This is a genomic window from Agrobacterium sp. LEGMi-208b, assembly GCF_059511785.1.
In genome coordinates, this window is record NZ_CM183446.1 from 1,461,014 (window position 1) to 1,485,000 (window position 23,987).

The 23,987-nt window shown below is 59.3% G+C and carries 19 protein-coding genes (1 of these 19 cut by a window edge); 12 read left to right on the forward strand and 7 right to left on the reverse strand.

Annotated features, from left to right (window positions below; genetic code table 11):
• Positions 1-8 precede the first annotated feature (8 nt).
• The gene (locus AC5YUO_RS21260) at positions 9-803 is read left to right on the forward strand and encodes a response regulator (protein WP_496155083.1); all 795 of its coding nucleotides are present in this window, start codon (positions 9-11) and stop codon (positions 801-803) included.
• 95 nt (positions 804-898) lie between these two features.
• Entirely contained in the window at positions 899-1,888 is a 990-nt protein-coding gene (locus AC5YUO_RS21265) for a sensor histidine kinase (protein WP_400820366.1), read from the forward strand.
• Between the two features lie 283 nt (positions 1,889-2,171).
• Here AC5YUO_RS21265 and AC5YUO_RS21270 read toward each other — a convergent pair whose 3' ends face one another.
• A complete protein-coding gene (locus AC5YUO_RS21270) occupies positions 2,172-3,896 on the reverse strand; it encodes a sensor histidine kinase (protein WP_496155084.1) in 1,725 nt (574 codons plus the stop codon).
• Positions 3,897-4,133: 237 nt separating this feature from the next.
• Between AC5YUO_RS21270 and AC5YUO_RS21275 the strand changes: the two genes are divergently transcribed.
• Positions 4,134-4,697, forward strand: coding sequence for a PRC-barrel domain-containing protein (locus AC5YUO_RS21275; RefSeq protein WP_496155085.1), 564 nt, complete (start codon positions 4,134-4,136; stop codon positions 4,695-4,697).
• A gap of 103 nt (positions 4,698-4,800) precedes the next feature.
• Here AC5YUO_RS21275 and galE read toward each other — a convergent pair whose 3' ends face one another.
• From galE to AC5YUO_RS21290, 3 genes are all read right to left on the reverse strand, one after another.
• Positions 4,801-5,784 (reverse strand): UDP-glucose 4-epimerase GalE, encoded by a 984-nt coding sequence (galE, locus tag AC5YUO_RS21280; protein WP_496155086.1) that lies wholly within the window; start codon positions 5,782-5,784, stop codon positions 4,801-4,803.
• Positions 5,785-5,965: 181 nt separating this feature from the next.
• Positions 5,966-6,403 (reverse strand): hypothetical protein, encoded by a 438-nt coding sequence (locus AC5YUO_RS21285; protein ID WP_400820362.1) that lies wholly within the window; start codon positions 6,401-6,403, stop codon positions 5,966-5,968.
• A gap of 10 nt (positions 6,404-6,413) precedes the next feature.
• Positions 6,414-6,758, reverse strand: a complete 345-nt coding sequence (locus tag AC5YUO_RS21290) for an ElaB/YgaM/YqjD family protein (protein ID WP_400820360.1) — start codon at positions 6,756-6,758, stop codon at positions 6,414-6,416.
• 282 nt (positions 6,759-7,040) lie between these two features.
• Here AC5YUO_RS21290 and nspC point away from each other — a divergent pair, with 282 nt between their 5' ends.
• Positions 7,041-8,138 carry a carboxynorspermidine decarboxylase gene (gene nspC / locus AC5YUO_RS21295; RefSeq protein WP_400820358.1) on the forward strand — a complete coding sequence of 366 codons (1,098 nt, stop codon included), beginning with the start codon at positions 7,041-7,043 and terminating at the stop codon, positions 8,136-8,138.
• 60 nt (positions 8,139-8,198) lie between these two features.
• A complete protein-coding gene (locus tag AC5YUO_RS21300; RefSeq protein WP_496155087.1) occupies positions 8,199-9,437 on the forward strand; it encodes a saccharopine dehydrogenase family protein in 1,239 nt (412 codons plus the stop codon).
• Positions 9,438-9,517: 80 nt separating this feature from the next.
• Here AC5YUO_RS21300 and AC5YUO_RS21305 read toward each other — a convergent pair whose 3' ends face one another.
• A complete protein-coding gene (locus tag AC5YUO_RS21305) occupies positions 9,518-10,195 on the reverse strand; it encodes a TetR/AcrR family transcriptional regulator (protein WP_496155088.1) in 678 nt (225 codons plus the stop codon).
• A 68-nt stretch (positions 10,196-10,263) separates the two neighbouring features.
• On the opposite strand from AC5YUO_RS21305, the gene AC5YUO_RS21310 reads away from it, so the two are divergent.
• A complete protein-coding gene (locus AC5YUO_RS21310) occupies positions 10,264-10,713 on the forward strand; it encodes a hypothetical protein (protein WP_496155089.1) in 450 nt (149 codons plus the stop codon).
• A gap of 100 nt (positions 10,714-10,813) precedes the next feature.
• On the opposite strand, the gene AC5YUO_RS21315 is transcribed toward AC5YUO_RS21310, so the two are convergent.
• Positions 10,814-12,661 carry a DEAD/DEAH box helicase gene (locus AC5YUO_RS21315; protein WP_400820354.1) on the reverse strand — a complete coding sequence of 616 codons (1,848 nt, stop codon included), beginning with the start codon at positions 12,659-12,661 and terminating at the stop codon, positions 10,814-10,816.
• Positions 12,662-13,051: 390 nt separating this feature from the next.
• On the opposite strand from AC5YUO_RS21315, the gene AC5YUO_RS21320 reads away from it, so the two are divergent.
• The 6 genes from AC5YUO_RS21320 (at position 13,052) to clpB (ending at position 22,976) form a co-directional block, all read left to right on the forward strand.
• On the forward strand, positions 13,052-14,329 hold the full coding sequence (locus tag AC5YUO_RS21320) for an aspartate kinase (protein ID WP_400820446.1): 1,278 nt from the start codon (positions 13,052-13,054) through the stop codon (positions 14,327-14,329).
• 174 nt (positions 14,330-14,503) lie between these two features.
• The gene (gene ptsP, locus AC5YUO_RS21325) at positions 14,504-16,771 is read left to right on the forward strand and encodes a phosphoenolpyruvate--protein phosphotransferase (RefSeq protein WP_496155090.1); all 2,268 of its coding nucleotides are present in this window, start codon (positions 14,504-14,506) and stop codon (positions 16,769-16,771) included.
• Positions 16,772-16,854: 83 nt separating this feature from the next.
• Positions 16,855-17,934, forward strand: a complete 1,080-nt coding sequence (gene prfA / locus AC5YUO_RS21330) for a peptide chain release factor 1 (RefSeq protein ID WP_496155091.1) — start codon at positions 16,855-16,857, stop codon at positions 17,932-17,934.
• Positions 17,931-18,800 carry a peptide chain release factor N(5)-glutamine methyltransferase gene (gene prmC / locus AC5YUO_RS21335; protein ID WP_496155092.1) on the forward strand — a complete coding sequence of 290 codons (870 nt, stop codon included), beginning with the start codon at positions 17,931-17,933 and terminating at the stop codon, positions 18,798-18,800. The genes prfA and prmC overlap by 4 nt, the downstream gene beginning before the upstream one ends.
• 396 nt (positions 18,801-19,196) lie before the next feature.
• The gene (locus AC5YUO_RS21340; RefSeq protein ID WP_496155093.1) at positions 19,197-19,985 is read left to right on the forward strand and encodes a DUF4167 domain-containing protein; all 789 of its coding nucleotides are present in this window, start codon (positions 19,197-19,199) and stop codon (positions 19,983-19,985) included.
• A 366-nt stretch (positions 19,986-20,351) separates the two neighbouring features.
• Complete coding sequence (gene clpB / locus AC5YUO_RS21345) at positions 20,352-22,976, forward strand: ATP-dependent chaperone ClpB (RefSeq protein WP_400820341.1); 2,625 nt, start codon at positions 20,352-20,354, stop codon at positions 22,974-22,976.
• A 68-nt stretch (positions 22,977-23,044) separates the two neighbouring features.
• Here clpB and AC5YUO_RS21350 read toward each other — a convergent pair whose 3' ends face one another.
• Positions 23,045-23,987 carry the end of a M23 family metallopeptidase gene (locus AC5YUO_RS21350; protein WP_400820338.1) on the reverse strand. The gene runs 1,004 nt beyond the window's last position, so 943 of the gene's 1,947 nt are visible here — the last part of the coding sequence; the start codon falls outside the window, past its right edge; it ends in the stop codon at positions 23,045-23,047.

Here is a 23,987-nt window from a genome sequence, read left to right on the forward strand (position 1 = left end):
AGAATTCCATGTCAGTTTCTACACGCATCGCACCGCACCTGCCATATCTGCGCAGGTTCGCGCGTGCCGTTTGCGGCTCACAATCGACGGGCGATGCCTATGTTGCGGCAACACTCGAAGCTCTGATCGCCGATGTCAGCATCTTTCCGCAGACAAGCAGCGATCGCGTTTCGCTTTATCAATTGTTCGTATCGATCTTTAGTTCCGTCACGATCAATATTAAGACCGATGAAAACCTGTCCGGATGGGAAAAACGCGCCTCGGCCAACCTCTCCGCCGTGCCGGCGCTGGCCCGTCAGGCTTTCCTGCTCACCACGGTCGAAGAATTCACGCCTTCGGAAACCGCAGAGGTTCTGAAAGTCTCCGAGGATCAGGTCGGCAAGCTGATCGACGAGGCGGCGTCTGAAATCGCAAGGCAGGTGGCGACCGATATCATGATCATCGAGGACGAACCTCTGATCGCCATGGATATCGAACAGATGGTCACCGATCTTGGCCACCGTGTCACGGGCATCGCCCGCACCCACACGGAAGCGCTCGATCTCTTCCATCGCACCCAGCCGAAGATGATCCTTGCCGATATCCAGCTCGCCGATGGCAGCTCCGGTCTCGACGCGATGAAGGATATCCTGCAGATGACCACCCTCCCGGTGATCTTTATCACGGCCTTCCCCGAGCGTCTTTTGACAGGCGAGCGGCCAGAGCCGACCTTCCTTGTGACGAAGCCGTTCAATCCGGACATGGTGAAAGCGCTTATCAGCCAAGCCCTGTTTTTCAACGAAAGCTCACGCGTCGCGGCGTGAATTTTGCCGAAACCGTGGAATGACCGGGAACCAGTGTGGTGCCCGGGCGTTGGCGGTTACGGTCGTGGGGCTTTCCCGCGGCTTTCTGCAAGGAGATGAATTTGCATCGGCTGGCATGGCATAACGCGGAGAGGGACGAAAGTGAACTTCACGATTCGCTTGTCCTTGCCTTGCTCGATTCGGGTGAGACAGTCATGCTGCAGGACTGGAACCGCGACTATATATTCGTGGCCAATCTGCCGGATGTCTGGAAACTTCCGGCCGATTCCCGGCCGACCGATGAAAATCTGTTCGGTAACGATCTGTCCGCCCGGCTTGCAGACCTCAAGAAGGACATGAACGCTGCGGGCAGCCGCGGCATGCTGGAAGTCAATGCCGGCAATGATCGCGTTTTCCAGTTTCAGGTTCATTCCACCTTCAACCAGTCGAACCAGATGGTGATGAAAACCACCATTCGCGAAGTGACGGCGGAAAGGCGGCGCGAGCAGCTTTTGCGCTCGCTGCTGCGCGAGGTCAGCCACCGCTCCAAAAACCTTCTGGCGATCATCCAGAGCCTTGCGGGTCAAACGGCCCGTTTCAGCCTGACCAAGGATGATTTTCTGCGCAAGTTCCGCGGCCGGCTGCATGCCCTTGCCCAAAGCCAGGATCTCATCACGGATTCGGACTGGCGGGGCGCGCGAATATTCGAACTGCTGCGCCAGCAATTCGATCTTTATGTGCCGGAATATCCGAACCTCATCCATATGGAAGGCGAAAACCTGCTGCTCAATCCGAATGGTGCGCTTTATATCGGGCTCGCCTTCCATGAGCTGGTCGTCAACACCGTCAGCCACAGCGGCAATCTTGCCTATCACCCGCCCATATCCCTGCAATGTCGCCAGGAGGGTGATTTTTATATCGTTGAATGGAATGAGCCGATGATGCCGTCGAAAGAGCCGGCGGAGGCCCGGCGCGGCAGCTTCGGCAGCGTGGTGCTGGAAAAGGTGGTTCCGTCCGCATTGGGGGGAAGCGCTGAATATGTGTTGACGCCGGAGCGGATCGTCTATCGGCTGAAATTCCCTTCCGGCAACGGCGCGGACACCTGAAATCCCGCTATAATCCGCAGCCCCGGGTTCGCTTTCATTGCGTGTCGACAAAAACAAAAAGCACGGCTCATGAAAGAGCCGTGCTATTTTTATGACAGGTTTTCAGGGGCGAAACCTGTTTATTTTCAGCCAAGCTTCAGGCGGGGACGGGGGAATTGCTTGGCCTGCAGTAAAAACACGCCTGACGGGATTCGGTTCCCGAAAAATGCATTTTTTTGACGTTGAGCAAAATACCGGTCATTTTTGCCGCCTGCACGGCGGGTTCGGTCCGCAAGTCTCGGCCTCAATGCGTGCCTGTCTGTTCCGATCGTTTGGGCGTGAAATAACGCATCGGCGCTTCCAGCGACCACTCGAAACCGGATTCGCGATATTCCGTCAGTACCTGTCCACCGAAGGCGCCTTCCGCATGCCTTTTGATGACGGTGGTGCCGAAGCCCTTGCGGCTCGGCTCTCTGGCCGGCGGTCCGCCCGTTTCGGTCCAGACAAGATGGATCATCTGCCGCCCGTCTTTTTCAAGCGACTGCCAGTGCACGGTGATTTTTCCCGATGGAACCGACAACGAGCCATATTTAATGGAATTCGTCGTCAGCTCATGAATCACCAGACCGAAATTCTGCGCCGCTTCCGGGGAGAGCATGAAATCATCCCCGACCAGCACGATGCGCTGTGCCACGGTGCCGAAAACATCGAGGTGGGTCTCGATCAGCTTGCGGATCGGCAAACCCTGCCATTGAACCTCCGCCAAGGCCCGGATCGACATTCCAAGGCCGCGCAGGCGGTGATCGACCTCCTTTTGAAATTCCGGAATGCTTTTATTTTCGCGCCCCAATTGCCGTATCATCGCCTGAACCAGCGTCAGAATGTTCTTGGAACGGTGAACCAGTTCGTGCAGCAGCAATTGCAGCCGCTCTTCCGACTGGCTTCTGTCGAAGGACGCGTTTGAGAGCGCTATGGCGACCTGGTTCGCCTCCTTTATCTTTGTATCGACGGGTGCGACGATCTCGCCTTCGCCGATGCGCTCGGCCATCAAAGTCAGGTCACGAATGGAACTGCGCAATTGCCGGCCGACCAGATAGGCGCCGCCAATGGCAATCAGCACCAGCATCAGGCTGCCGATCATCATCTGCCGCCAGGTGTCGATCAGCGCCGCCTGGCTTGCGGCGAGGGGGCCCCACATCACCGTCTTCCATTGCCAGCCCGGCAATTGAGCGTAGGCGTAGAGATTACCCTTGCCGTCAAAAAAATTGCCGCTGAAGGCCTGCATTTCCGAAAGGACATCGGGAGTGACAAATGGCTTGCCCACTTCCGCCTCATCGGGCGCGCTTGAGGCGACAACGCGGTTGGTGCCGTCAATGATGGCGACCGCCCAGTTGCGCGGCAGGTTTTCCGTGGGGATGAGCCGGCTCAAATCGCTGGTATTCTGCGTCAGGATCAGGGCGTCTCCGGCGGGGTTCAGGTCCGGGCCGAGCGGCATGGTGACGTTGAACACCCATTCCTTGCTGGTCGAGCCGAAAAACATGTCCGAGACGGTGATGCGGCGGGAGTCGATCGCCCTGGCCAGATTGGCTTCCGCCGGCACCTTGCCGAGCGGCTGGCCATAGGGCACGCGCGTATTGAGACGCTGCTGGCCATCCTTGGTGGCGAGAATGGCGTAGAGGCCTTCCCGCTGCAGACTGTCGGCGACACGTCCCTGAAACGCGGCGAGGTTGCCGCTCTCGAGTTCCGGAAATTGCGACAGGAGATTGAGGGAGGTGGCGATTTCCTGCAGGCGGCGGTCGATGTTGCGGGAGACCACCCGCACATCCTCGATGGTTTCCCGCTGCAGGTCGTCGCGTTTTTCCGCCTCGAGGCGCAGCATCAGATAGCCGCCGAAAAGAATGAGCGGCAGGGTGATGACGGTAGCCATCACCACCAGATAGGTACCGATGGAGGCGGTCGGGAAAAAATTCGCGCTGCGCCGACGCAAAGCCGATATCATGTCTTTCAGTCTGTTGCCGGGTCGAGGCATACAAAAAACTCCGGCAGTTATGGCATTGTTACGACACGGATAATACCGCGCTGTCCCCCTTTAGCAATGCCTGATTTTTACCTTCGGTTGTTGCGGCAGGCGACAATTGCAAACGGCGTGATTGAAAAAATCGGAACTATTTCAACGACCAACCCGTTTGCCAGACGAACCGGCCGAGGAGCGGACATGAAATTCATCACCGCCGGCCAGTTGAGAACGATGAAAGGAAGGTACGAAATGGCAAAGAAACTTACAATCCTCGTCACCGCCGCCCTGATGGGCACGACGGCTTTCGCGCCGCTGGCCATCGCTCAGGGCACCACCCAGCCTGCGCCGGCAAATCCGAGCGCGCAGACGGAGCCGGCAACCCCGATGACGCCTGCAGCTCCGGCGACCAATGACAGCGCGGCCACAACGACGGGTGGCGCCTATCTGACCGAACAGGGCGAAACGCAGGTCAGCGCCAACGATTATATCGGCAAGGCGGTCTATACCGCAGCCGATGAAAGCATCGGTAACGTCACCAACCTGATCATGGAAGAAGATGGTGGTCTGGTTGCGGCCGTGATCGGCGTCGGTGGCTTCCTGGGTATCGGCGCAAAGAACGTTGCCGTTCCGATGGACAAGGTAACGATGACGCGCAACGCGCAGGACGGCACCATTCGCCTGACAACGACGGAAACGGCGGAAACGCTGAAGGCCGCCCCCGAATTCAAGACGCTGGAACAGAAGGCCAGCGAAAAGAATGCGGCAACGCCGGCGGCTCCCGACAGCACGACGACATCAGCCACCAAGCCCTAATTCCCATACCTGGGAGGCAGGAGCGGGACCGGCTTCAATCAGCTGTCCCGTGAGAGGCACCGGCCAACAGGCCGGTGTCTTTTTATGTTTGTTCGCCGGCTGTTCAATCCCCGGCATTACGGGAGGAATGCCACGCCCAGGCGGATTTGATGATGTCCGACAGGGAATAACGCGGTTCCCAGCCGAGAACCTCCTTCGCCTTGTCGTTATTGGCAACGAGCGTCGTGGAATCGCCGTCGCGGCGTTCGGTATATTCAACGGGGAAGGGGCGGCCTGAAACGTCCGAAATCGCCGCCAGCAGTTCCTTCACCGTGGTGCCGGTGCCGGTGCCGAGGTTGAGTTCGACGGTTTCCCCGCCGGCCAGCAGATAATCCACGGCCCGCACATGCGCATCGGCGAGATCGAGAATGTGGATATAGTCACGCACGCAGGTGCCGTCGCGCGTGTCGTAATCCGTGCCGAACACCTTGAAGCCCTGACGCCGGCCGAGTGCGGCCTCGATGGCGAGCGGGATCGCGTGGGTTTCCGGCTTGTGCCATTCGCCGATGCGGCCTTCGAAATCCGCGCCGGCGGCATTGAAGTAGCGCAGCATCACCGAGCGCAGCCCCTTATAGGTGCTGTAGTCCTTCAGCGCCTGTTCCACCACCCATTTGGTGCGGCCATAGGGGTTGATCGGCGCCTGCCGGTGCGTTTCGTCGATCGGCACCTGTTCCGGCAATCCGTAAGTGGCGCAGGTGGACGAGAAAACGAAGGCCGTGACGCCGGCATCGATGGCGGCGGAGAGCAGGTTGAGCGAGCCGATGACGTTATTGTCGTAGAAAGCGACGGGCTGCTTGACCGATTCGCCGACTTCGATCAGCGCGGCGAAATGGAGAACGGCTTCCGGCCGGTGCTTGGCGAAGACCTCGTCCAGCCGCGCCCGGTCGCGAATATCGCCCTGTTCGAAGGGGCCCCAGCGGACGAATTCCTCATGCCCGTTGGACAGATTGTCGAAAACAACAGGTTCATATCCTCGCTCAGACAGGAGAAGGCAGGTGTGCGAACCGATATAGCCGGCACCGCCGACGACAAGGACTTTCTTCTTCATCAATTGCCTTTCAGAAAATTACGGACGCGCGGAGACTGCCCGAGACTGTATGTCACTTTGTTCAAATAAGGGCGGCGTGGCGGGTAACGCCATCAACCAGTCTATCCTTCGCGGGTAACATAAAAAAAACCGCGCATCCATCGTCTGGACGCGCGGTTCGCCTTGTCGTGTCGCCAAGAAATTACTTGGACTTTTTCGTATTGACCCTTGTGGCCAGAAAACCGGCCGCGACAGCCACGGCGAGCGTTGCATAAGGCCGGGCCTGGATCGCCAGTGTCAGCAGCGATTGCAGGGCCAGAGGCGCCGCAGCTAGCGGCGCCGCCGTCAGAGGGGCGACAGCGGGCCTTACGGCATAGGCTCTCGGACGTTTGACGATCGCCAGCGCCACCAGCATGATGACACCGAGCAGGAATGCCGTGCCGGCGACGACGAGCGCCGCAGGTCCGGCGCCCACATGTCGGGCAAGATAGATCGACCCCGCCACCACGGCGGCGACAAAGGCGATCAGGAAGAATATCCCGGTCAGAACATACAGGATTATGGTCGCGCGCAGCCGTCGTGTAACGACGCGCCCTTCGCGCTGGGTCTCTCCCAGATAGACCAGCAATGCCTCAAGCATGAGCGCTGCCTTATCGACGTGTCAGAAGGGCGAGCACGAAGCCGACGCCGACGGCAATGCCGAGGGATTGGAGCGGGTTCTTCTGGACGTGATCGGTCAGATTGTCGTTCAGTGTGGAGATTTCATTGCGGACGCTGTCGGCCATTTCGCCAGAGGCGGTAAGGGCATCGTCGGCAACGCGCGCGGCCTGCGCCTTCAGCTCGTGCGAAGCGCCGACGCCGAGCGCCTTCACGCTCTTGGCAAGATTTGCCAGGTCTTCGCGAAGCTGGGCGAGTTGTGCCGCCACATCGGCCGCATCACCGTTTTCGAGGGATTGCTGGATCTTGTCGTTCACGCTGCTACGCACGCTTGCCATAGGTGAAGTCCTTCCTGAACATCGTTGATGGGAATGGCGACATGTTACAGACTGCCGCCGCTCACAAGCCTTCGTTACGGCGGCCGAAACACCCGCCTGTCCGTCATTCAAACGCGTCCATGCCGGCTTGGTTCCGCAAGGGGAGGTGTTTTCTTCACCGGCATTTCGGCTCGGGGGCGATTTTCCGGGAATTCGGTGCCGGACATTTGTTTTCCTGTCACAAGCATCATATAAGGCCCATCATCGAGACGTACCTTGACTTCAATCAATATGTGAAACGACATGCTCCAGACGCCCTATTACCTCATCGACAAGACAAAACTTCTTCGCAACATGGAGAAGATTGCCTATGTGCGGGAAAAATCCGGCGCCAAGGCGCTGCTGGCGCTGAAGTGCTTCGCCACATGGTCGGTGTTCGATTTCATGTCGCAATATATGGACGGCACCACCTCGTCCTCGCTTTATGAGGTGCGTCTCGGCCGCGAGAAATTCGGCGGCGAGACCCATGCCTATTCCGTTGCCTATGCCGATTATGAAATCGACGAGGTGATTGCGAATGCCGACAAGATCATCTTCAATTCCATCGGCCAGCTCGAACGTTTTGCCGACAAGGCCTCCGGTATTACCCGTGGTCTGCGCCTCAACCCGCAGGTCAGTTCCTCGAGCTTCGATCTTGCCGATCCTGCACGTCCGTTCAGCCGGCTGGGCGAATGGGATGTCGCCAAGGTCGACAAGGTCATGGACCGTATTTCCGGCTTCATGATCCACAATAATTGCGAAAACAGCGATTTTTCCCTGTTCGACCGGATGTTGACGCAGATCGAGGAAAAATTCGGATCGCTGCTGTCGCGTGCGGAATGGGTGAGCCTCGGCGGCGGCATCCACTTCACGGGCGAGAATTATCCGCTCGACCAGTTCTGCGACCGTCTCCGGGCGTTCTCGGAAAAATACGGCGTGCAGGTCTATCTGGAGCCGGGCGAAGCCTCGATCACCAAGAGCACGACGCTGGAAGTGACGGTTCTCGACACGTTGTTCAACGGAAAGAACCTCGCCATCGTCGACAGCTCCATCGAAGCGCATATGCTCGATCTGCTGATCTACCGCGAAACCGCCAAGGTGTCGCCGAATGAGGGCGAGCATCCTTATATGGTCTGCGGCAAGTCCTGCCTCGCGGGCGATATTTTCGGCGATTTCCGCTTTGACACGGCACTGAAAGTTGGCGACCGCATCTCCTTCCAGGACGCGGCCGGCTACACCATGGTCAAGAAGAACTGGTTCAACGGCGTGAAGATGCCGACGATCGCCATCAAGGAACTGGACGGCAGCGTGCGCGCCGTTCGTGAATTCGACTTTGCCGATTTCGAGCAAAGCCTGTCTTAAACCCTGTTTTTAACATGAAACGAAGCTCATCCCTGCGGGGAAAAGGAGGCATCACCTGAAATGAAGAAGAACGTTCTGATCATCGGCGCCGGTGGCGTAGCACAGGTCGTGGCGCATAAATGCGCCCAGAACAGCGATGTATTGGGAGACATTCATATTGCGTCACGGACTTTGGAAAAGTGCCGCAAGATTGTCGAGTCCGTACGCGAAAAGAAGAGCCTCAAGACAGATGTGAAACTTGAGGCCCATGCGCTTGACGCGATGGATATCGAGGCGACGAAAGCCTTGATCAAAAAAACCGGCGTGGAAATCGTCATCAATGTCGGTTCGGCTTTCGTCAACATGTCCGTTCTTCGTGCCTGCATGGACACGGGTGTTGCCTATATGGATACGGCGATCCACGAGGATCCGACCAAGATCTGCGAAGCGCCGCCGTGGTACGGAAACTACGAGTGGAAGCGCGCGGAAGAGTGCAAGGAAAAGGGCATTACCGCCATTCTCGGCGTCGGTTTCGATCCGGGTGTGGTGAACGCCTATGCGCGTCTCGCCAAGGACGATTATTTCGACAAGGTCACCTCGGTCGATATCGTCGACATCAACGCCGGCAGCCATGGCCGCTGGTTCTCGACCAACTTCGACCCGGAAATCAACTTCCGCGAATTCACCGGCGTCGTTTATTCCTGGCAGAAGGGTGAGTGGCAGACGAACCAGATGTTCGAAGTCGGCCAGGAATTCGACTTGCCGGTCGTCGGCAAGCAGAAGGCTTATATGACGGGTCACGACGAAGTGCATTCGCTGTCCAAGAACATGGACGGCGCCGATGTGCGTTTCTGGATGGGCTTCGGCGATCACTATATCAACGTCTTCACCGTGTTGAAGAATCTCGGCCTCCTGTCCGAAAAGCCGGTCAGGACGGCTGAAGGTCTCGAAGTCGTGCCGCTCAAGGTCGTCAAGGCCGTGCTGCCCGATCCGTCTTCGCTGGCGCCCGACTACGTCGGCAAGACCTGCATCGGCGATATCGTCAAGGGTATCAAGGACGGCAAGGAACGCGAAGTCTTCATCTACAACGTGGCCGACCATAAGGAAGCTTACGAAGAAGTCGGCTCGCAGGGCATTTCCTACACCGCCGGCGTTCCGCCGGTCGCCGCAGCCATGCTGATCGCCACCGGCGAATGGGATGTGAAGCAGATGGCCAATGTGGAAGAGCTGCCGCCGAAGCCGTTCCTGAACATCCTGAACAAGATCGGTCTTCCGAACCGCATCAAGGACGAAAACGGCGATCGCGCGCTGGAGTTCTGATTGCAGGCGTTTTGAATGACGTCCTTCTTATTGATCGAGACAAAAAAGCCCCGCGAAAGCGGGGCTTTTATTATGGCGGCCTAACCCTTGGTGAGCTGCCCTATGAACAGATGCAGTGCTTTATGCATTGCCTCCGAAGGGGGCTCTGCAACATGCCATTCCGGAAAATGCCCATCGATTGCCATCCGGGCAAGGCCATAGACCAGTGCGCGGGAGCCGAGCACGAGCTGGTCGAGGTCGAGGCCCTCCGCCAGCTGGCCGTTTTCACGCGCCTGCGCCAGCAGGCTGATCATTAGGCGCCGGATTGTGTCATTCTGCTCGCGTAGACTATCGGACGAATTGAAGTCGATAAGCGTTCGCGAGCTGATGACCTCGAAATGCGTGGGATTGGCCAGCGCCCAGCGTAGATAACCGTGCCCGATGGCTTCAAAGGCAACGAGGGGATCGTCACTGCCGGCCTGCGCTCTCGCGTTTTCGACGGATTCGGTCAGCCGGTTCATCGCCTGCTCCGCAACAGCGGTCATCAGGGCCGTTTTTGAACGGAAATGCCTGAACGGCGCTCCCGGCGAGACGCCGGCACGCTTGGCCGCCTCACGGACGGAGACATTTTCAGCACCCCGTTCCTCGATGATTGCGATTGTTGCCGCGACAAGTTCATCAACTAGGTTGCCGTGGTGGTAGGGCCTGTCGCGTCCCGTTTTCTTGTCCTGAGCTTTTTCCATAGGCCTTGGGTTAGCACCAAATCCAGATGTAATCACTGATTATTTTATTGCGTCGAAATGAAGTTATATGTAAGCATCGATTACATTGAAGTATGGAGATTTCAATGTTGCACTCTGTTCTAAAAATCAGTCTCGCATTTGCATTTTTCCCGATCGCCGCCGCCCATGCGCAGGACAGCCCGAAGCTGGAAATCGTCTGGCCGCAAGCGGGTGATGTCATCGAATTGGGCAATGATCCCGAGCGGGCCATCGGCGTTGTCGTGAAAAGCAGCTTCAAGCTGCTTCCCGCCGGGCAGTGTGGAGGAGACGGTCAATGCGGCCATGTGCATATGAAAATCGACCCTTCGGGCGATACATGCAACATTCCCGGCCGCGCCTATAACAGCATGAACAGTGACTTTGGCGGTGATCTCATCAAGGCACGGTTCGGACATTGCCCAAACCCGACCGGCCGGCACGTCATCGGCATTCTGCTGGCAGATGACCACCATCGGCCTGTTCTGGTCGACGGCAAGCCGGTCACGGCTCTTGTCGAGGTGACAACCAAAGACTAATCGCAAGAGCGCCAGCAGCGGTCGTGTTGCGATGGCGCAATAAAAAAGGTCCCGTGCAAACGGGACCTTTATCTCGATAAACCTGAGAGCCGGGGCGTCCTCAGCCCTTCGTCGGCTTCGGCCCACGCTTTTCGAAGGGCTTGTCCTTCTTGCCCTCGTATTTCGGCTTGTCGCCGAAGGGCTTTTTCTTCTTCCAGGGCTTGTCGTCGCCCTTGCGGTCATCGCGGGGGCCGCTCGCATTGTCCGTCTTGCTGAATTTCCGCTGCGCCTTGGCCGGGCGCGTGTCTTCGCGGAACCCGCCGGTCATTTCCGGCTTGCCTTCCAGCGCCTTCAGGCGAATGCCCTTTTCGAGCGTCATGTCCTTGCCGATGGCCGAGGTGAAACGGTCGACGGCATCGGCTGCCAGTTCCACGAAGGTTTCCGTCTGCTGCATGCGGATCGCGCCGATATCCTGGCGGGTGATCTTGCCGAAACGGCAGAGCATGGGGATAAGCCAGCGCGGTTCGGCGCTCTGCTTGCGGCCGACGGACAGCGAAAACCAGGCGCTGTCGGCGAAATCGGAGCGTTCGCGGCGCGGCGCATTGTTTTCGACCGTCTCGAAACTGTCGCGGCGCGGCTTGCGGCTGTTGTCGAGCGAGACTTCGGTGATATCTTCCGGCGCGGAACGTCCGGCATGGTAGAGGCGCACGAAGGCGGCGGCGACCTTTTCGGCGCCATGCTGTTCAAGCAGTTTGGTGACGAAATCGCGTTCGTCCTCGGCCACGGCCTCGGTGAGCGACGGATCGGCCAGAAGCCGGGCGCCGTCGCGCTCAACGATCTCTTCGGCGGAAGGCGGGTGAACCCATGCCGGGCTGACCTTGGCGCCTTCCAGCAGGCGTTCGGCCTTGCGGCGCTGGTTGACCGGCACGACGATGGCGCTGACGCCCTTCTGCCCGGCGCGGCCGGTACGGCCGGAGCGGTGCAGAAGCGTTTCGGAATTGGTCGGCAGGTCGGCATGGATGACGAGTTCGAGACCCGGCAGGTCGATACCGCGGGCGGCGACGTCGGTCGCCACGCAGACGCGGGCACGGCCGTCGCGCATGGCCTGCAGCGCATGGGTGCGCTCGTTCTGGGTGAGTTCGCCGGAGAGAGCAACGACGGCGAAGCCGCGATTGTTCAGGCGTGCTGTCAGATGGTTCACCGCCGCACGGGTGGAGCAGAAAACGATGGCGTTGCGGGCTTCGTAAAAACGCAGCGCATTGATGATGGCGTTTTCACGGTCGGCCGGCGTCACCAGCATGGCGCGATATTCGATATCCACATGCTGCTTCTGTTCGGAAGCGGTGGCGATGCGCACGGCGTTCTTCTGGTAGCTTTCGGCCAGCTTGGCGATGCTGCGCGGCACGGTGGCGGAGAACATCAGCGTGCGGCGATCCTCTGGCGATTCCTCCAGAATGAATTCCAGATCTTCGCGGAAGCCGAGGTCGAGCATCTCGTCGGCTTCGTCAAGCACAACAGCGCGGATCGACGACAGATCGAGCGCGTTGCGCTTGATGTGGTCGCAGAGACGGCCGGGCGTGCCGACGACAATATGAGCGCCGCGCTCCAGCGCTCGGCGCTCATTGCGGATATCCATGCCGCCGACGCAGGAAGCAATGGAAACGCCGGCAAACTCATAAAGCCATTCCAGCTCGCGCTTGACCTGCATGGCCAGTTCGCGTGTGGGAGCAATGGCAAGGGCCAGAGGTGCGGAGGCCTGACCGAAACGGGTGTTTTCACGCAGCAGCGTGGTCGCAAGCGCAATGCCGAAGGCGACCGTCTTGCCGGAGCCGGTCTGCGCGGAAACCAGCGCGTCCTTGTCGGCAAGCTCCGGCGCAAGCATGGCCTGCTGCACGGGGGTCAAGTCTTTGTAGCCGCGTTTTTCCAACGCCTGCGCGATCGCCGGGGCGATACCCTGGGTGTCTGTCATCTACCGTCTTTCGGATATGAAGCTGCCCGCATCCGCCCGAAACCAATAGATCCTAAAGTCTCCGGGGCAGCCGATACGGGCCATTTCGGCCATCTGGCCGGTTGCATTGCCGCGCTCATACTGCGAATGGGCCGGTTTGTACAGTGCACTGCGGTACGCTCTTTTACGGGTGCTTTATCCGCCCGCCGTTTTCATCGCGCCATTGTTCTCGCCCGGCGCTGCGAAAAAGGCGTACCGCATGGTTCATAAACGGCATTGCGTGCCCCCCTCCTTTTCGCTAAGAGACCCGCAACTTGAGGCTCTTTGTCAGGAAGGGCCGACTGGGTTTGTTCTTGTCCGTCCGCTCTTTGAACGAGCCGGCGGGAAAATGGGATGGTACTGGTCAAGGCTATGGCTCGCATTGTCATGAAATTCGGCGGCACGTCCGTCGCGAACCTCGAACGCATTCACAATGTCGCGCGGCATGTGAAACGCGAAGTGGATGCCGGCCATGAAGTGGCCGTGGTCGTTTCCGCCATGTCCGGCAAAACCAATGAGCTGGTGGACTGGGTGCAGAACGCCGCGAAAGTGGCCGGTGCCAACGCCGCCTCGTTTTTCGACGCGCGCGAATATGACGCGGTTGTCGCATCCGGCGAACAGGTGACCTCGGGTCTTCTGGCGATCACGCTGCAATCCATGGGCATCAATGCGCGCTCCTGGCAGGGCTGGCAGATTCCGATCCGCACCGACAATGCGCATGGCGCCGCCCGCATTCTCGAAATCGACGGTTCGGATATCGTCCACCGCATGGGCGAAGGACAGGTTGCCGTGGTTGCCGGTTTCCAGGGCATCGGCCCGGATAATCGCATCGCGACGCTCGGTCGCGGCGGTTCGGATACGTCGGCCGTTGCCATCGCCGCCGCCGTCAAGGCGGATCGTTGCGACATTTATACGGATGTCGACGGTGTCTATACGACCGATCCGCGCATCGAGCCGAAGGCTCGCCGCATGAAGAAGATCGCCTTCGAGGAAATGCTCGAAATGGCCTCTCTCGGCGCGAAGGTTCTGCAGGTTCGCTCGGTCGAGCTTGCCATGGTACACAAGGTGCGTACCTTCGTTCGCTCCAGTTTCGAGGATCCCGATGCGCCGGGCATGGGCGACCTCATCAACCCGCCCGGTACTTTGATTTGTGACGAGGATGAAATCGTGGAACAGGAAGTCGTAACCGGCATCGCCTATGCCAAGGATGAAGCACAGATCTCGCTGCGTCGCGTGGCCGACCGTCCGGGCGTTTCCGCCGCGATCTTCGGACCGCTCGCCGAAGCTCATATCAACGTCGACATGATCGTGCAGAACATCTCCGAAGACGGTTCGCGCACCGATATGACCTTTACGGTTCCTTCGGGCGACGTTGCCAAGGCGCTCAAGGTTCTCGACGACAACAAGGCCCAGATCGGCTTCGACGTTGCCCAGAACGAGACGGGTCTTGCCAAGGTTTCGGTCATCGGTATCGGCATGCGTAGCCACGCCGGCGTTGCCGCCAGCGCCTTCAAGGCCCTTGCCGAGAAGAACATCAACATCAAGGCGATCACCACGTCAGAGATCAAGATTTCGATCCTGATCGACGGCGCCTATGCCGAACTTGCGGTTCGCACTTTGCATTCCGCTTACGGCCTCGATAAGAGCTAAGCCGAGACATCGGTTCCCGATGCTCCGATTCTTCGGAGTTGCGTTCTTCCGATGTGGCGTTTCATGAAAGCGTGTCCCTTGCGGGACGCGCTTCTCGCGCTATAAATTTTTAAATGACGTTTTGATTCTCGAATATTATGACATTCGGATCGGAAGCGTCGGGGAGCAAACGCGATGAGAGACCTTTCCGCAGGTCCGCGCGTCCTGCTCAAGCGGCTGCGCGAAATGATGGCGGAGCACCTTGAACCGCAGGAGCGTCTGGACCAGATTGTCCGTCAGATTGCCAGCAACATGGTGGCGGAGGTTTGCTCTGTATACGTGCTGCGTTCCGACAGCGTGCTGGAACTTTACGCGACCGAAGGCCTGAACAAGGATGCCGTGCATCTTGCCCAGCTGAAAATGGGGCAAGGTCTTGTCGGCACCATCGCCGCTTCGGCCCAGCCGCTCAATCTTTCCGATGCGCAGGCGCATCCCGCATTCCGCTATCTTCCTGAAACCGGTGAGGAAATTTATCATTCCTTCCTCGGCGTGCCGATTTTGCGTTCCGGTCGCACTCTTGGCGTTCTTGTGGTCCAGAACAAGGCCAGCCGAACATACCGGGAGGATGAAGTGGAAGCGCTTGAGACAACCGCGATGCTCATTGCCGAAATAGTGGCGAGCGGCGAGTTGAAGAAGATCACGCGCCCCGGCGTGGAGCTTGATCTGACGCGCGCCGTTTCCATCGATGGCGACGGTTATGGCGAAGGCATCGGCCTTGGCCATGTCGTGCTGCATGATCCGCGAATCGTCGTCACCAATCTTCTGAACGAGGATGCGGATACGGAAATCCGCCGTCTTGCCGACGCCATCGGGTCGCTGCGCCTGTCGATCGATGACATGTTGCAGCGCCGCGATGTCCCGACCGAGGGTGAGCACCGCGAGGTTCTGGAAACCTACCGCATGTTCGCCCACGATCAGGGCTGGGTGCGGCGCATGGAAGAGGCGATCCGCAACGGCCTGACGGCGGAAGCGGCGGTCGAGAAGGTGCAGAGCGACACCAAGGCGCGCATGATGCGCCTGACCGATCCTTATCTGCGCGAACGCATGCATGATTTCGACGATCTCGCCAACCGGCTGCTGCGCCAGCTGATCGGTTTTGGCGGTCGTGGCCCGGAGCAGGATTTTCCGCTCGACGCCATCGTGCTTGCCCGCGCCATGGGTGCTGCCGAACTGCTTGATTACCCGCGTGAAAAACTGCGAGGTCTGGTGCTCGAAGACGGCGCGGTGACGAGCCATGTCGTCATCGTGGCGCGTGCCATGGGCATTCCGATTATTGGCCAGGCGGCCGGCATCGTCGCGCTGGCGGAAAACAACGACCCCATCATCATCGATGGCGATGACGGTCAGGTGCATCTGCGGCCGATGTCGGATCTGCAACGCGCTTATGAAGAAAAGGTGCGGCTGCGTGCCCGGCGGCAGGAGCAGTTCCGCGCGCTGCGCAATGTCGAGCCGATTACCAAGGATGGCCAGAAGGTCAATCTGAAGATGAATGCCGGCCTGCTGGTCGACCTGCCGCAGCTGGAGGAATCCGGCGCCGATGGTATCGGCCTGTTCCGCACCGAGCTGCAATTCATGATCGCCTCCAACATGCCGAAGGGCGAGGAGCAGGAGGCTTTCTACCGCTCCGTTCTGCGCCAGGCCAAGGGCAAGACCGTTACCTTCCGCACGCTGGATATCGGCGGCGACAAGGTCGTTTCTTATATGCGCGGCCAGGAAGAGGAAAACCCGGCGCTGGGTTGGCGGGCGATCCGCCTGTCGCTCGACCGGCCGGGCCTGATGCGCACGCAGATGCGCGCGCTTTTGCGCGCCGCCTCCGGTGCTGAACTGCGCATGATGTTGCCGATGGTGACGGAAGTGTCCGAAATCCGCGCCGCACGCGACCTGTTGCAGAAAGAAGTGCAGCATCTTTCGAAGTTCAGCCATGCGCTGCCGAAAAAGCTGCAGTTCGGCGCGATGCTGGAAGTGCCATCCTTGATGTGGCAGCTCGATGAGCTGATGCAGGAGGTGGATTTCGTCTCCGTCGGCTCGAACGACCTGTTCCAGTTCTCGATGGCGGTCGATCGCGGCAATGCACGGGTGTCGGATCGTTTCGATAATCTCGGCAAGCCGTTCCTGCGCATTCTGCGCGATATCGTGCGCGCCGGCGAAAGGCACCATACTTCCGTCACGCTGTGCGGCGAAATGGCGAGCAAGCCGCTTTCGGCCATGGCTTTGATTGGTCTCGGCTTCCGTTCTGTTTCCATGTCGCCGACGGCAATCGGTCCGGTCAAGGCGATGCTGCTCGGGCTCGATGCCACCAAGCTTGCCGAAGAGCTGAACGCGGCGCTGGACGATCACAATTCGCTGGAAAGCGCGCGCGAGGTGTTGTTACGCTTTGCCGCGACGCATTCCATTCCCATTTAGAGCATTTCCAGGAAAAGTGGACCCCGGTTTTCCGCCCGGAAATGCGTTAAAGCTAAAGACCTGTTTCATTATTGGAGTGACTGGTGGCGAAGCTTCCCGTCGAAAAAATGCGCGAGTTGGAAAGACGTTTCGGCGAGATCGAAGCGCGCATGTCGGCCGGCCCGGCAGCGGATGTCTATGTGAAGCTCGCTTCGGAATATTCCGAACTCGAGCCCGTGGTGAAGAAGATCCGCGACTACGAAAAGGCGGTTTCCGAGGCCGCCGATCTGGAAGCGCTGCTTGCCGATAAAACCACCGACAAGGACATGCGCGATCTGGCGGAAATGGAGCTGCCGGACATCGAGAGCCGTATCGAAGAGCTTGAGAAGGACATGCAGGTCCTCTTGCTTCCCAAGGATGCGGCGGATGAAAAAAGCGCGATCCTTGAAATCCGCGCCGGCACCGGCGGTTCCGAGGCGGCGCTGTTCGCCGGCGATCTGTTCCGCATGTATGAGCGTTTCGCTTCGACCAAGGGCTGGAAGGTGGAAGTGCTTTCCGCCAGCGAAGGCGAAGCGGGCGGTTACAAGGAAATCATCGCCACGATCACCGGGCGAGGGGTGTTCTCCAAGCTGAAATTCGAATCCGGCGTTCACCGGGTGCAGCGCGTGCCGGAGACGGAAGCGAGCGGTCGCATCCACACGTCAGCCGCCACCGTCGCAGTGCTTCCGGAAGCGGAAGATATCGACGTCGAAATCCGCCCGGAAGACATCCGCATCGATACGATGCGCGCCTCGGGTGCCGGTGGCCAGCACGTCAACACCACCGACTCCGCCGTTCGCATCACCCATCTTCCGACGGGCCTGATCGTCACCAGTTCGGAAAAATCGCAGCATCAGAACCGCGCCAAGGCCATGCAGGTCCTGCGTTCGCGTCTTTATGACATCGAGCGGCAGAAGGTGGAGAGCGAACGCTCGGCCGACCGCAAGAGCCAGGTCGGTTCCGGCGATCGTTCCGAGCGTATCCGCACCTATAATTTTCCGCAGGGCCGCGTCACCGATCACCGCATCAATCTCACGCTTTACAAGCTGGATCGCATGATCGAAGGCGAGATCGACGAGCTTGTGGATGCGCTGATCGCCGATTATCAGGCCGGCCAGCTGGCGCAGCTCGGCGAGCAGCTTTGAGCGCGGCGGCCGAAGCAAGTGTCGCGAGCGTGCTTGCCGCCGCCCGCAAAAGGCTGCAGGCAGCCGGGATCGATGATCCGCTTCTCGATGCGCGGCTGCTGATTGCGGAAGTCGTCGATTTTTCATTGACCGATTTCGTGATGAAGTCCGAGCGGCCGGTCACCTCGGAAGAAAACGCTCGTATTGTCGCCATGATCGAACGTCGCGCCAGCGGTGAACCCGTTCATCGCATTCTCGGTCACCGGGAGTTTCATGGTCTCGATCTTCTTTTGTCGAAGGAGACGCTCGAACCCCGGCCGGACACGGAAGTTCTCGTCGATACGCTGTTGCCGGCGTTAAAAGAGACGGTTTCCCGAAAGGGTAGCGCCCGCATTCTGGATTTGGGCACGGGAACGGGTGCGATCTGTCTGGCGCTTCTAAAGGAATGTGCGCAGGCATCCGGCATCGGCAGTGATATTTCCGCGGACGCACTGGAAACGGCGGCCAGAAATGCCGCTCGAAATGGTCTCGATTCACGCTTCGAAACCATTCGCAGTGACTGGTTCGAAAAAATCTCTGGCCGCTTTGACATAATTGTGTCGAATCCGCCCTATATAAGGACTGATATCGTCGCAACGCTCGACCAAGAGGTTCGTAACCACGATCCGATGGCCGCGCTGGACGGAGGTCAGGACGGCCTTGCACCGTACCGCCTCATCGCTGCCGACGCAGGCCGCTTTCTTGTGGAAAACGGGATTGTCGGTGTGGAGATCGGTTTCGATCAAAGGCTTGATGTTTCCGCTATATTTGCTTCCCACGGCTTCTCTCTTCTGGATGCCGCGAAGGATTATGGCGGTAACGACAGAGTTTTGACCTTCCGGAGATAGTTGTTCGCGATATGTCTGCGGATTTTTTGCAAGGATATTTTGCACAGCAAAAGAAAAGGCTTGGATTTCCGCGGGAAGCGGGATAGTTTGCGGCCACATGCCGGGTGGCTGAGGACGAACTGAGATTCGTCAGGGTATGGGTCAGTCCCGAAGCGGGTTCTTTTGAGAGCCCTGAAAGGCTGGGCGTTTCCGGCATGTGAATCAGTAAACTTTGTTCGCAGGCGGCTCGGTGCAGCATTTGCGCAGCCGGTCGTCATACGCGAGGTCTTGCCCTGGGGTTATCTTCGGCAAGACGCGTGATGGAGCAATTTCAGGAAAAATTTCCAGCGGTTTTCCGCCCGGAATTGCATGAAAACAACCAGATTGTCAGCAAAACAGAATTCAGGTGAGCAATTGATGAGGCCAGGACAGCAAAACAAGCGCGGCCGGGGGCGTGGAAACAACAACAATAACAATGGTGGCGGTAACAATAACAACTTCAACCGCAAGGGCGGCAATCCGCTCACCAGAACTTATGACAGTTCCGGCCCCGATGTTAAAATCCGTGGCACAGCCCAGCATATAGCGGAAAAATACGCGGCTCTGGCGCGCGACGCGCAGAGTTCCGGCGACCGCGTGATCGCTGAGAACTACCTGCAGCACGCTGAACATTATAACCGCATCATCGCTTCGGCCCAGGCCCAGATGCAGGAACGTTTCCAGCGCGACGACCGTGGCGAGTACAATGCCGCCGATGGCGACGAAATGGATATGAATGACGGCGACGATAACGTCGTTGCACCGCAGCAGCAGGCCGAACAGGTCGAGCGCGCGCAGCAGCCGGAACGCCAGGAACGCACTGAGCGGAACGAGCAGCGCCAGGAACGCCGTGAGCGTCCCGACCGCCGCGAGCGGCAGGAACGCCAGCCGCGCCAGCCGCAGGTGGCCGCCGAACAGCAGCCGCCGGCCTATGACGCCAGCCAGGCGCCGCAGCCCGTCATCGAAGGCACGCCGATGGAAGTGGCCGTCGAGGAAGAGCAGCAGCAGGCGGAAGCTCCGGCCGAACGCGCACCCAAGGCGCGCCGGGCAACCGGTCCGCGCCAGCGCCGTCCGCGCCGCACCGCCGCCGCGGAAGGTGCCGAAGGCGAAGATGCGCCAGCCGGTGAAGAGGCCCCAGCTGCCACGCTTGAGAATGCGGCTGAATAAGCAGCGTCTGCAAATCAGCCCCGCTATTGAAAAACTCCGGTTCGCCGGAGTTTTTTGTTTTTCGGCGATGGATGTGAAACAGACCGGGCGTCCCGGGCGTGATCGAAGGGCGGAATTGATGCCTGTCATGTCAGGCGAAAATTTCCCGAACAGCGGAATTCCGCCCCTTTAAACCCATGAAAATGCCTCCCATATTCGTGCAGGAAGGACGGAAGCCGCATTCGCCGGCAACCGGCCATCAAGAGGCGGCGATCGTGAAATCCTTAAAACACGGCTGTCGTAGCGGGGCTTGCCTTTGAGGGAGCCTCAACCCTAACACCCGGATCCGTGCCGAAAGCGGGCGGGCCGGTCTATGGAGGTTCGACTATGAATATTGAAAAATACTCCGAACGCGTTCGCGGTTTTCTGCAATCGGCGCAAACCTTTGCGCTTGCCGAAAACCATCAGCAGTTTTCGCCCGAACATGTTCTGAAAGTTCTGCTCGATGACGAACAGGGCATGGCCGCGTCGCTCATCGAGCGTGCCGGCGGCGACGCCAAGGAAGCGCGTCTCGCCAATGACGCAGCCCTTGCAAAATTGCCCAAGGTTTCCGGCGGCAATGGCGGCCTTTCGCTGACGGCGCCGCTCGCCAAGGTTTTTTCCACCGCTGAAGACCTTGCCAAGAAGGCTGGCGACAGTTTCGTCACCGTCGAGCGTCTTCTGCAGGCGCTTGCGATTGAAAGTTCCGCCACCACCTCGGCTTCCCTGAAGAAGGCGGGTGCAACGGCGCAGGCGCTCAACCAGGTCATCAACGATATCCGCAAGGGCCGCACGGCTGACAGCGCCAATGCCGAACAGGGTTTTGACGCGCTGAAGAAGTTTGCGCGCGATCTGACGGAAGAGGCCCGTGAAGGCAAGCTTGACCCTGTCATCGGCCGTGACGACGAAATCCGCCGCACCATTCAGGTCCTGTCGCGCCGCACCAAGAACAATCCCGTGCTGATCGGTGAACCCGGCGTCGGTAAAACGGCGATTGCCGAAGGGCTTGCGCTGCGCATCGTCAATGGCGATGTGCCTGAAAGCCTGAAGGACAAGAAGCTGATGGCGCTCGACATGGGCGCGCTGATCGCCGGCGCGAAATATCGCGGTGAGTTCGAAGAGCGCCTGAAGGCCGTGCTTAATGAAGTGCAGGCCGAAAATGGCGGCATCATCCTGTTCATCGACGAAATGCACACGCTGGTCGGTGCCGGCAAGGCCGATGGCGCAATGGATGCGTCCAATCTGCTCAAGCCCGCGCTTGCCCGCGGTGAGCTGCACTGCGTTGGCGCCACCACGCTCGATGAATATCGCAAGCATGTGGAGAAGGATCCGGCCCTTGCCCGCCGTTTCCAGCCCGTGCTGGTGGATGAACCGACCGTCGAGGATACCATCTCGATCCTGCGCGGCCTGAAGGAAAAATACGAACAGCACCACAAGGTCCGCATCTCGGATTCGGCCCTGGTTGCGGCTGCGACGCTTTCCAACCGCTACATCACCGACCGCTTCCTGCCGGACAAGGCAATCGACCTGATGGACGAGGCCGCTTCGCGTCTTCGCATGCAGGTGGATTCCAAGCCGGAAGAACTGGACGAACTGGATCGCCGCATCATTCAGCTGAAGATCGAGCGCGAAGCCCTGAAGCAGGAAACGGACCAGTCTTCCGTCGACCGCCTCAAGAAGCTCGAGGACGAACTGGCCGACACCGAAGAAAAGGCAGATGCGCTGACGGCCCGCTGGCAGGCGGAAAAGCAGAAGCTCGGCCATGCCGCCGACCTGAAGAAGCGGCTGGACGAAGCCCGTAACGAACTGGCGATTGCCCAGCGCAATGGTCAGTTCCAGCGCGCCGGCGAGCTGACCTATGGCATCATTCCCGGCCTCGAAAAGGAACTGGCTGCGGCGGAAGCCCGTGACAGCAGCGGTGCCGGCTCGATGGTGCAGGAAGTGGTGACGGCGGATAATATCGCCCATGTCGTATCGCGCTGGACGGGTATTCCGGTCGACAAGATGCTGGAAGGCCAGCGGGAAAAGCTGCTGCGCATGGAAGACGAGCTTGCCAAGTCCGTTGTCGGGCAGGGTGAGGCCGTTCAGGCCGTGTCGAAGGCGGTTCGCCGCTCGCGCGCCGGCCTGCAGGATCCGAACCGCCCGATCGGCTCGTTCATCTTCCTTGGCCCGACGGGCGTGGGCAAGACCGAGCTGACCAAGTCGCTCGCCCGCTTCCTGTTCGACGACGAAACCGCGATGGTTCGGCTCGACATGTCGGAATATATGGAGAAACACTCCGTTGCCCGGCTGATCGGCGCGCCTCCCGGCTATGTCGGCTACGAGGAGGGCGGTGCGCTTACGGAAGCGGTTCGCCGCCGGCCCTATCAGGTCGTGCTGTTCGACGAGATCGAAAAGGCGCATCCGGATGTGTTCAACGTCCTGCTGCAGGTGCTGGATGATGGCCGCCTCACGGATGGCCAGGGCCGCACCGTCGATTTCAAGAACACCATCATCATCATGACCTCGAACCTCGGTTCGGAATTCATGACGCAGATGGGCGACAATGATGATGTGGATTCGGTTCGTGATCTGGTGATGGAACGGGTCCGGTCGCATTTCCGGCCGGAATTCCTCAACCGTATCGACGATATCATCCTGTTCCACCGCCTGCGGCGGGACGAAATGGGGGCCATCGTCGAGATCCAGCTGAAGCGCCTCGTCTCGCTTCTGGCCGATCGCAAGATCACGCTGGAGCTGGATGAGGATGCCCGCAACTGGCTTGCCAACAAGGGTTACGATCCGGCTTACGGCGCGCGTCCGCTGAAGCGGGTGATCCAGAAATCGGTTCAGGACCGGCTCGCCGAAATGATTCTCGGCGGTGAAATCCCCGATGGATCGCGGGTCAAGGTAACCTCGGGCACCGACCGGTTGCTCTTCAAGGTCAAGCCCGCCAAGGGCGAGGCCGAAGCTGAAACGGCCGATGCAGCATAAAATGAAAGGGCTCCGGAAACGGAGCCCTTTTCACATGGCGGGGATTGTCGTTCGGGTCTTCCCGCAGATCAGCGGCTCGCCACCTGATTGGGCTTTTCGTCGATATTCAGCAGATTGTCGATGCGTTTTCTCTCATCGGAGAAACGCGCCAGCGCCTCGCCGGAAAGCGACTTTCCGCCCGGCAGGCGTACCTTCATCGCATCCACCTTGGTGCCGTTGACGATCAGCTCGTAATGCAGATGCGCGCCGGTTGAAAGACCTGTCGATCCCACATAACCGATGACCTGACCCTGCCTTACCTTGGAACCTTCGGTGACGCCCTTGGCGATGGCGCTCTGGTGGTTATAGGAGGAGACATAGCCGTTGGCATGGCGGATCAGCGTCTGGTTGCCGTAACCGGAGGCCCATCCGGCCTTTTCGACAGTGCCGTTGCCCGTCGCGATGATCGGCGTGCCGCGGGCGGCGGCCCAGTCGGTGCCGGTATGCATTCGGCTGAACTTCAACACCGGATGGCGGCGCATGCCGAAACCTGAGGTCATGCGACCGTTCGGAACGGGGTTGCGCAACAGGAACTGCCGGATACTTTTGCCATTCTCGTCGAAATAATCGATGCTGTTGTCGTCCGGGTTCTGGAAGCGGTAAAAACGCGTCTCGTTGTCGCCGAATTTGGCATTGACGTAGAGCAGTTCCGACTTGTCCGTCGCCTTGCCATCCGCGTCTTCCACGGAGAAAAAGGCTTCCAGCGTATCTGCCGGTTTGAGCTGCGCCTGAAAATCGACGCTGCTGGCCAGAAGCTTGATGAGCTGGGAAACCATGCTCTGGTTCATGCCATAGGCCAAAGCCGCACGGTAGACCCCGTCATAAACGCTTGGCAGATCGCGACCGGCGGCAGGGGCCGGGGTGCTGTCGAAGGCGGTCGCCACGGCATCGAGCTTCGGCGGTTCGCTGGCCTTGATGAAACGCTTGCTGTCATCAATGGCCATGGTGACCATGTGACGGCCCTTGCGATAA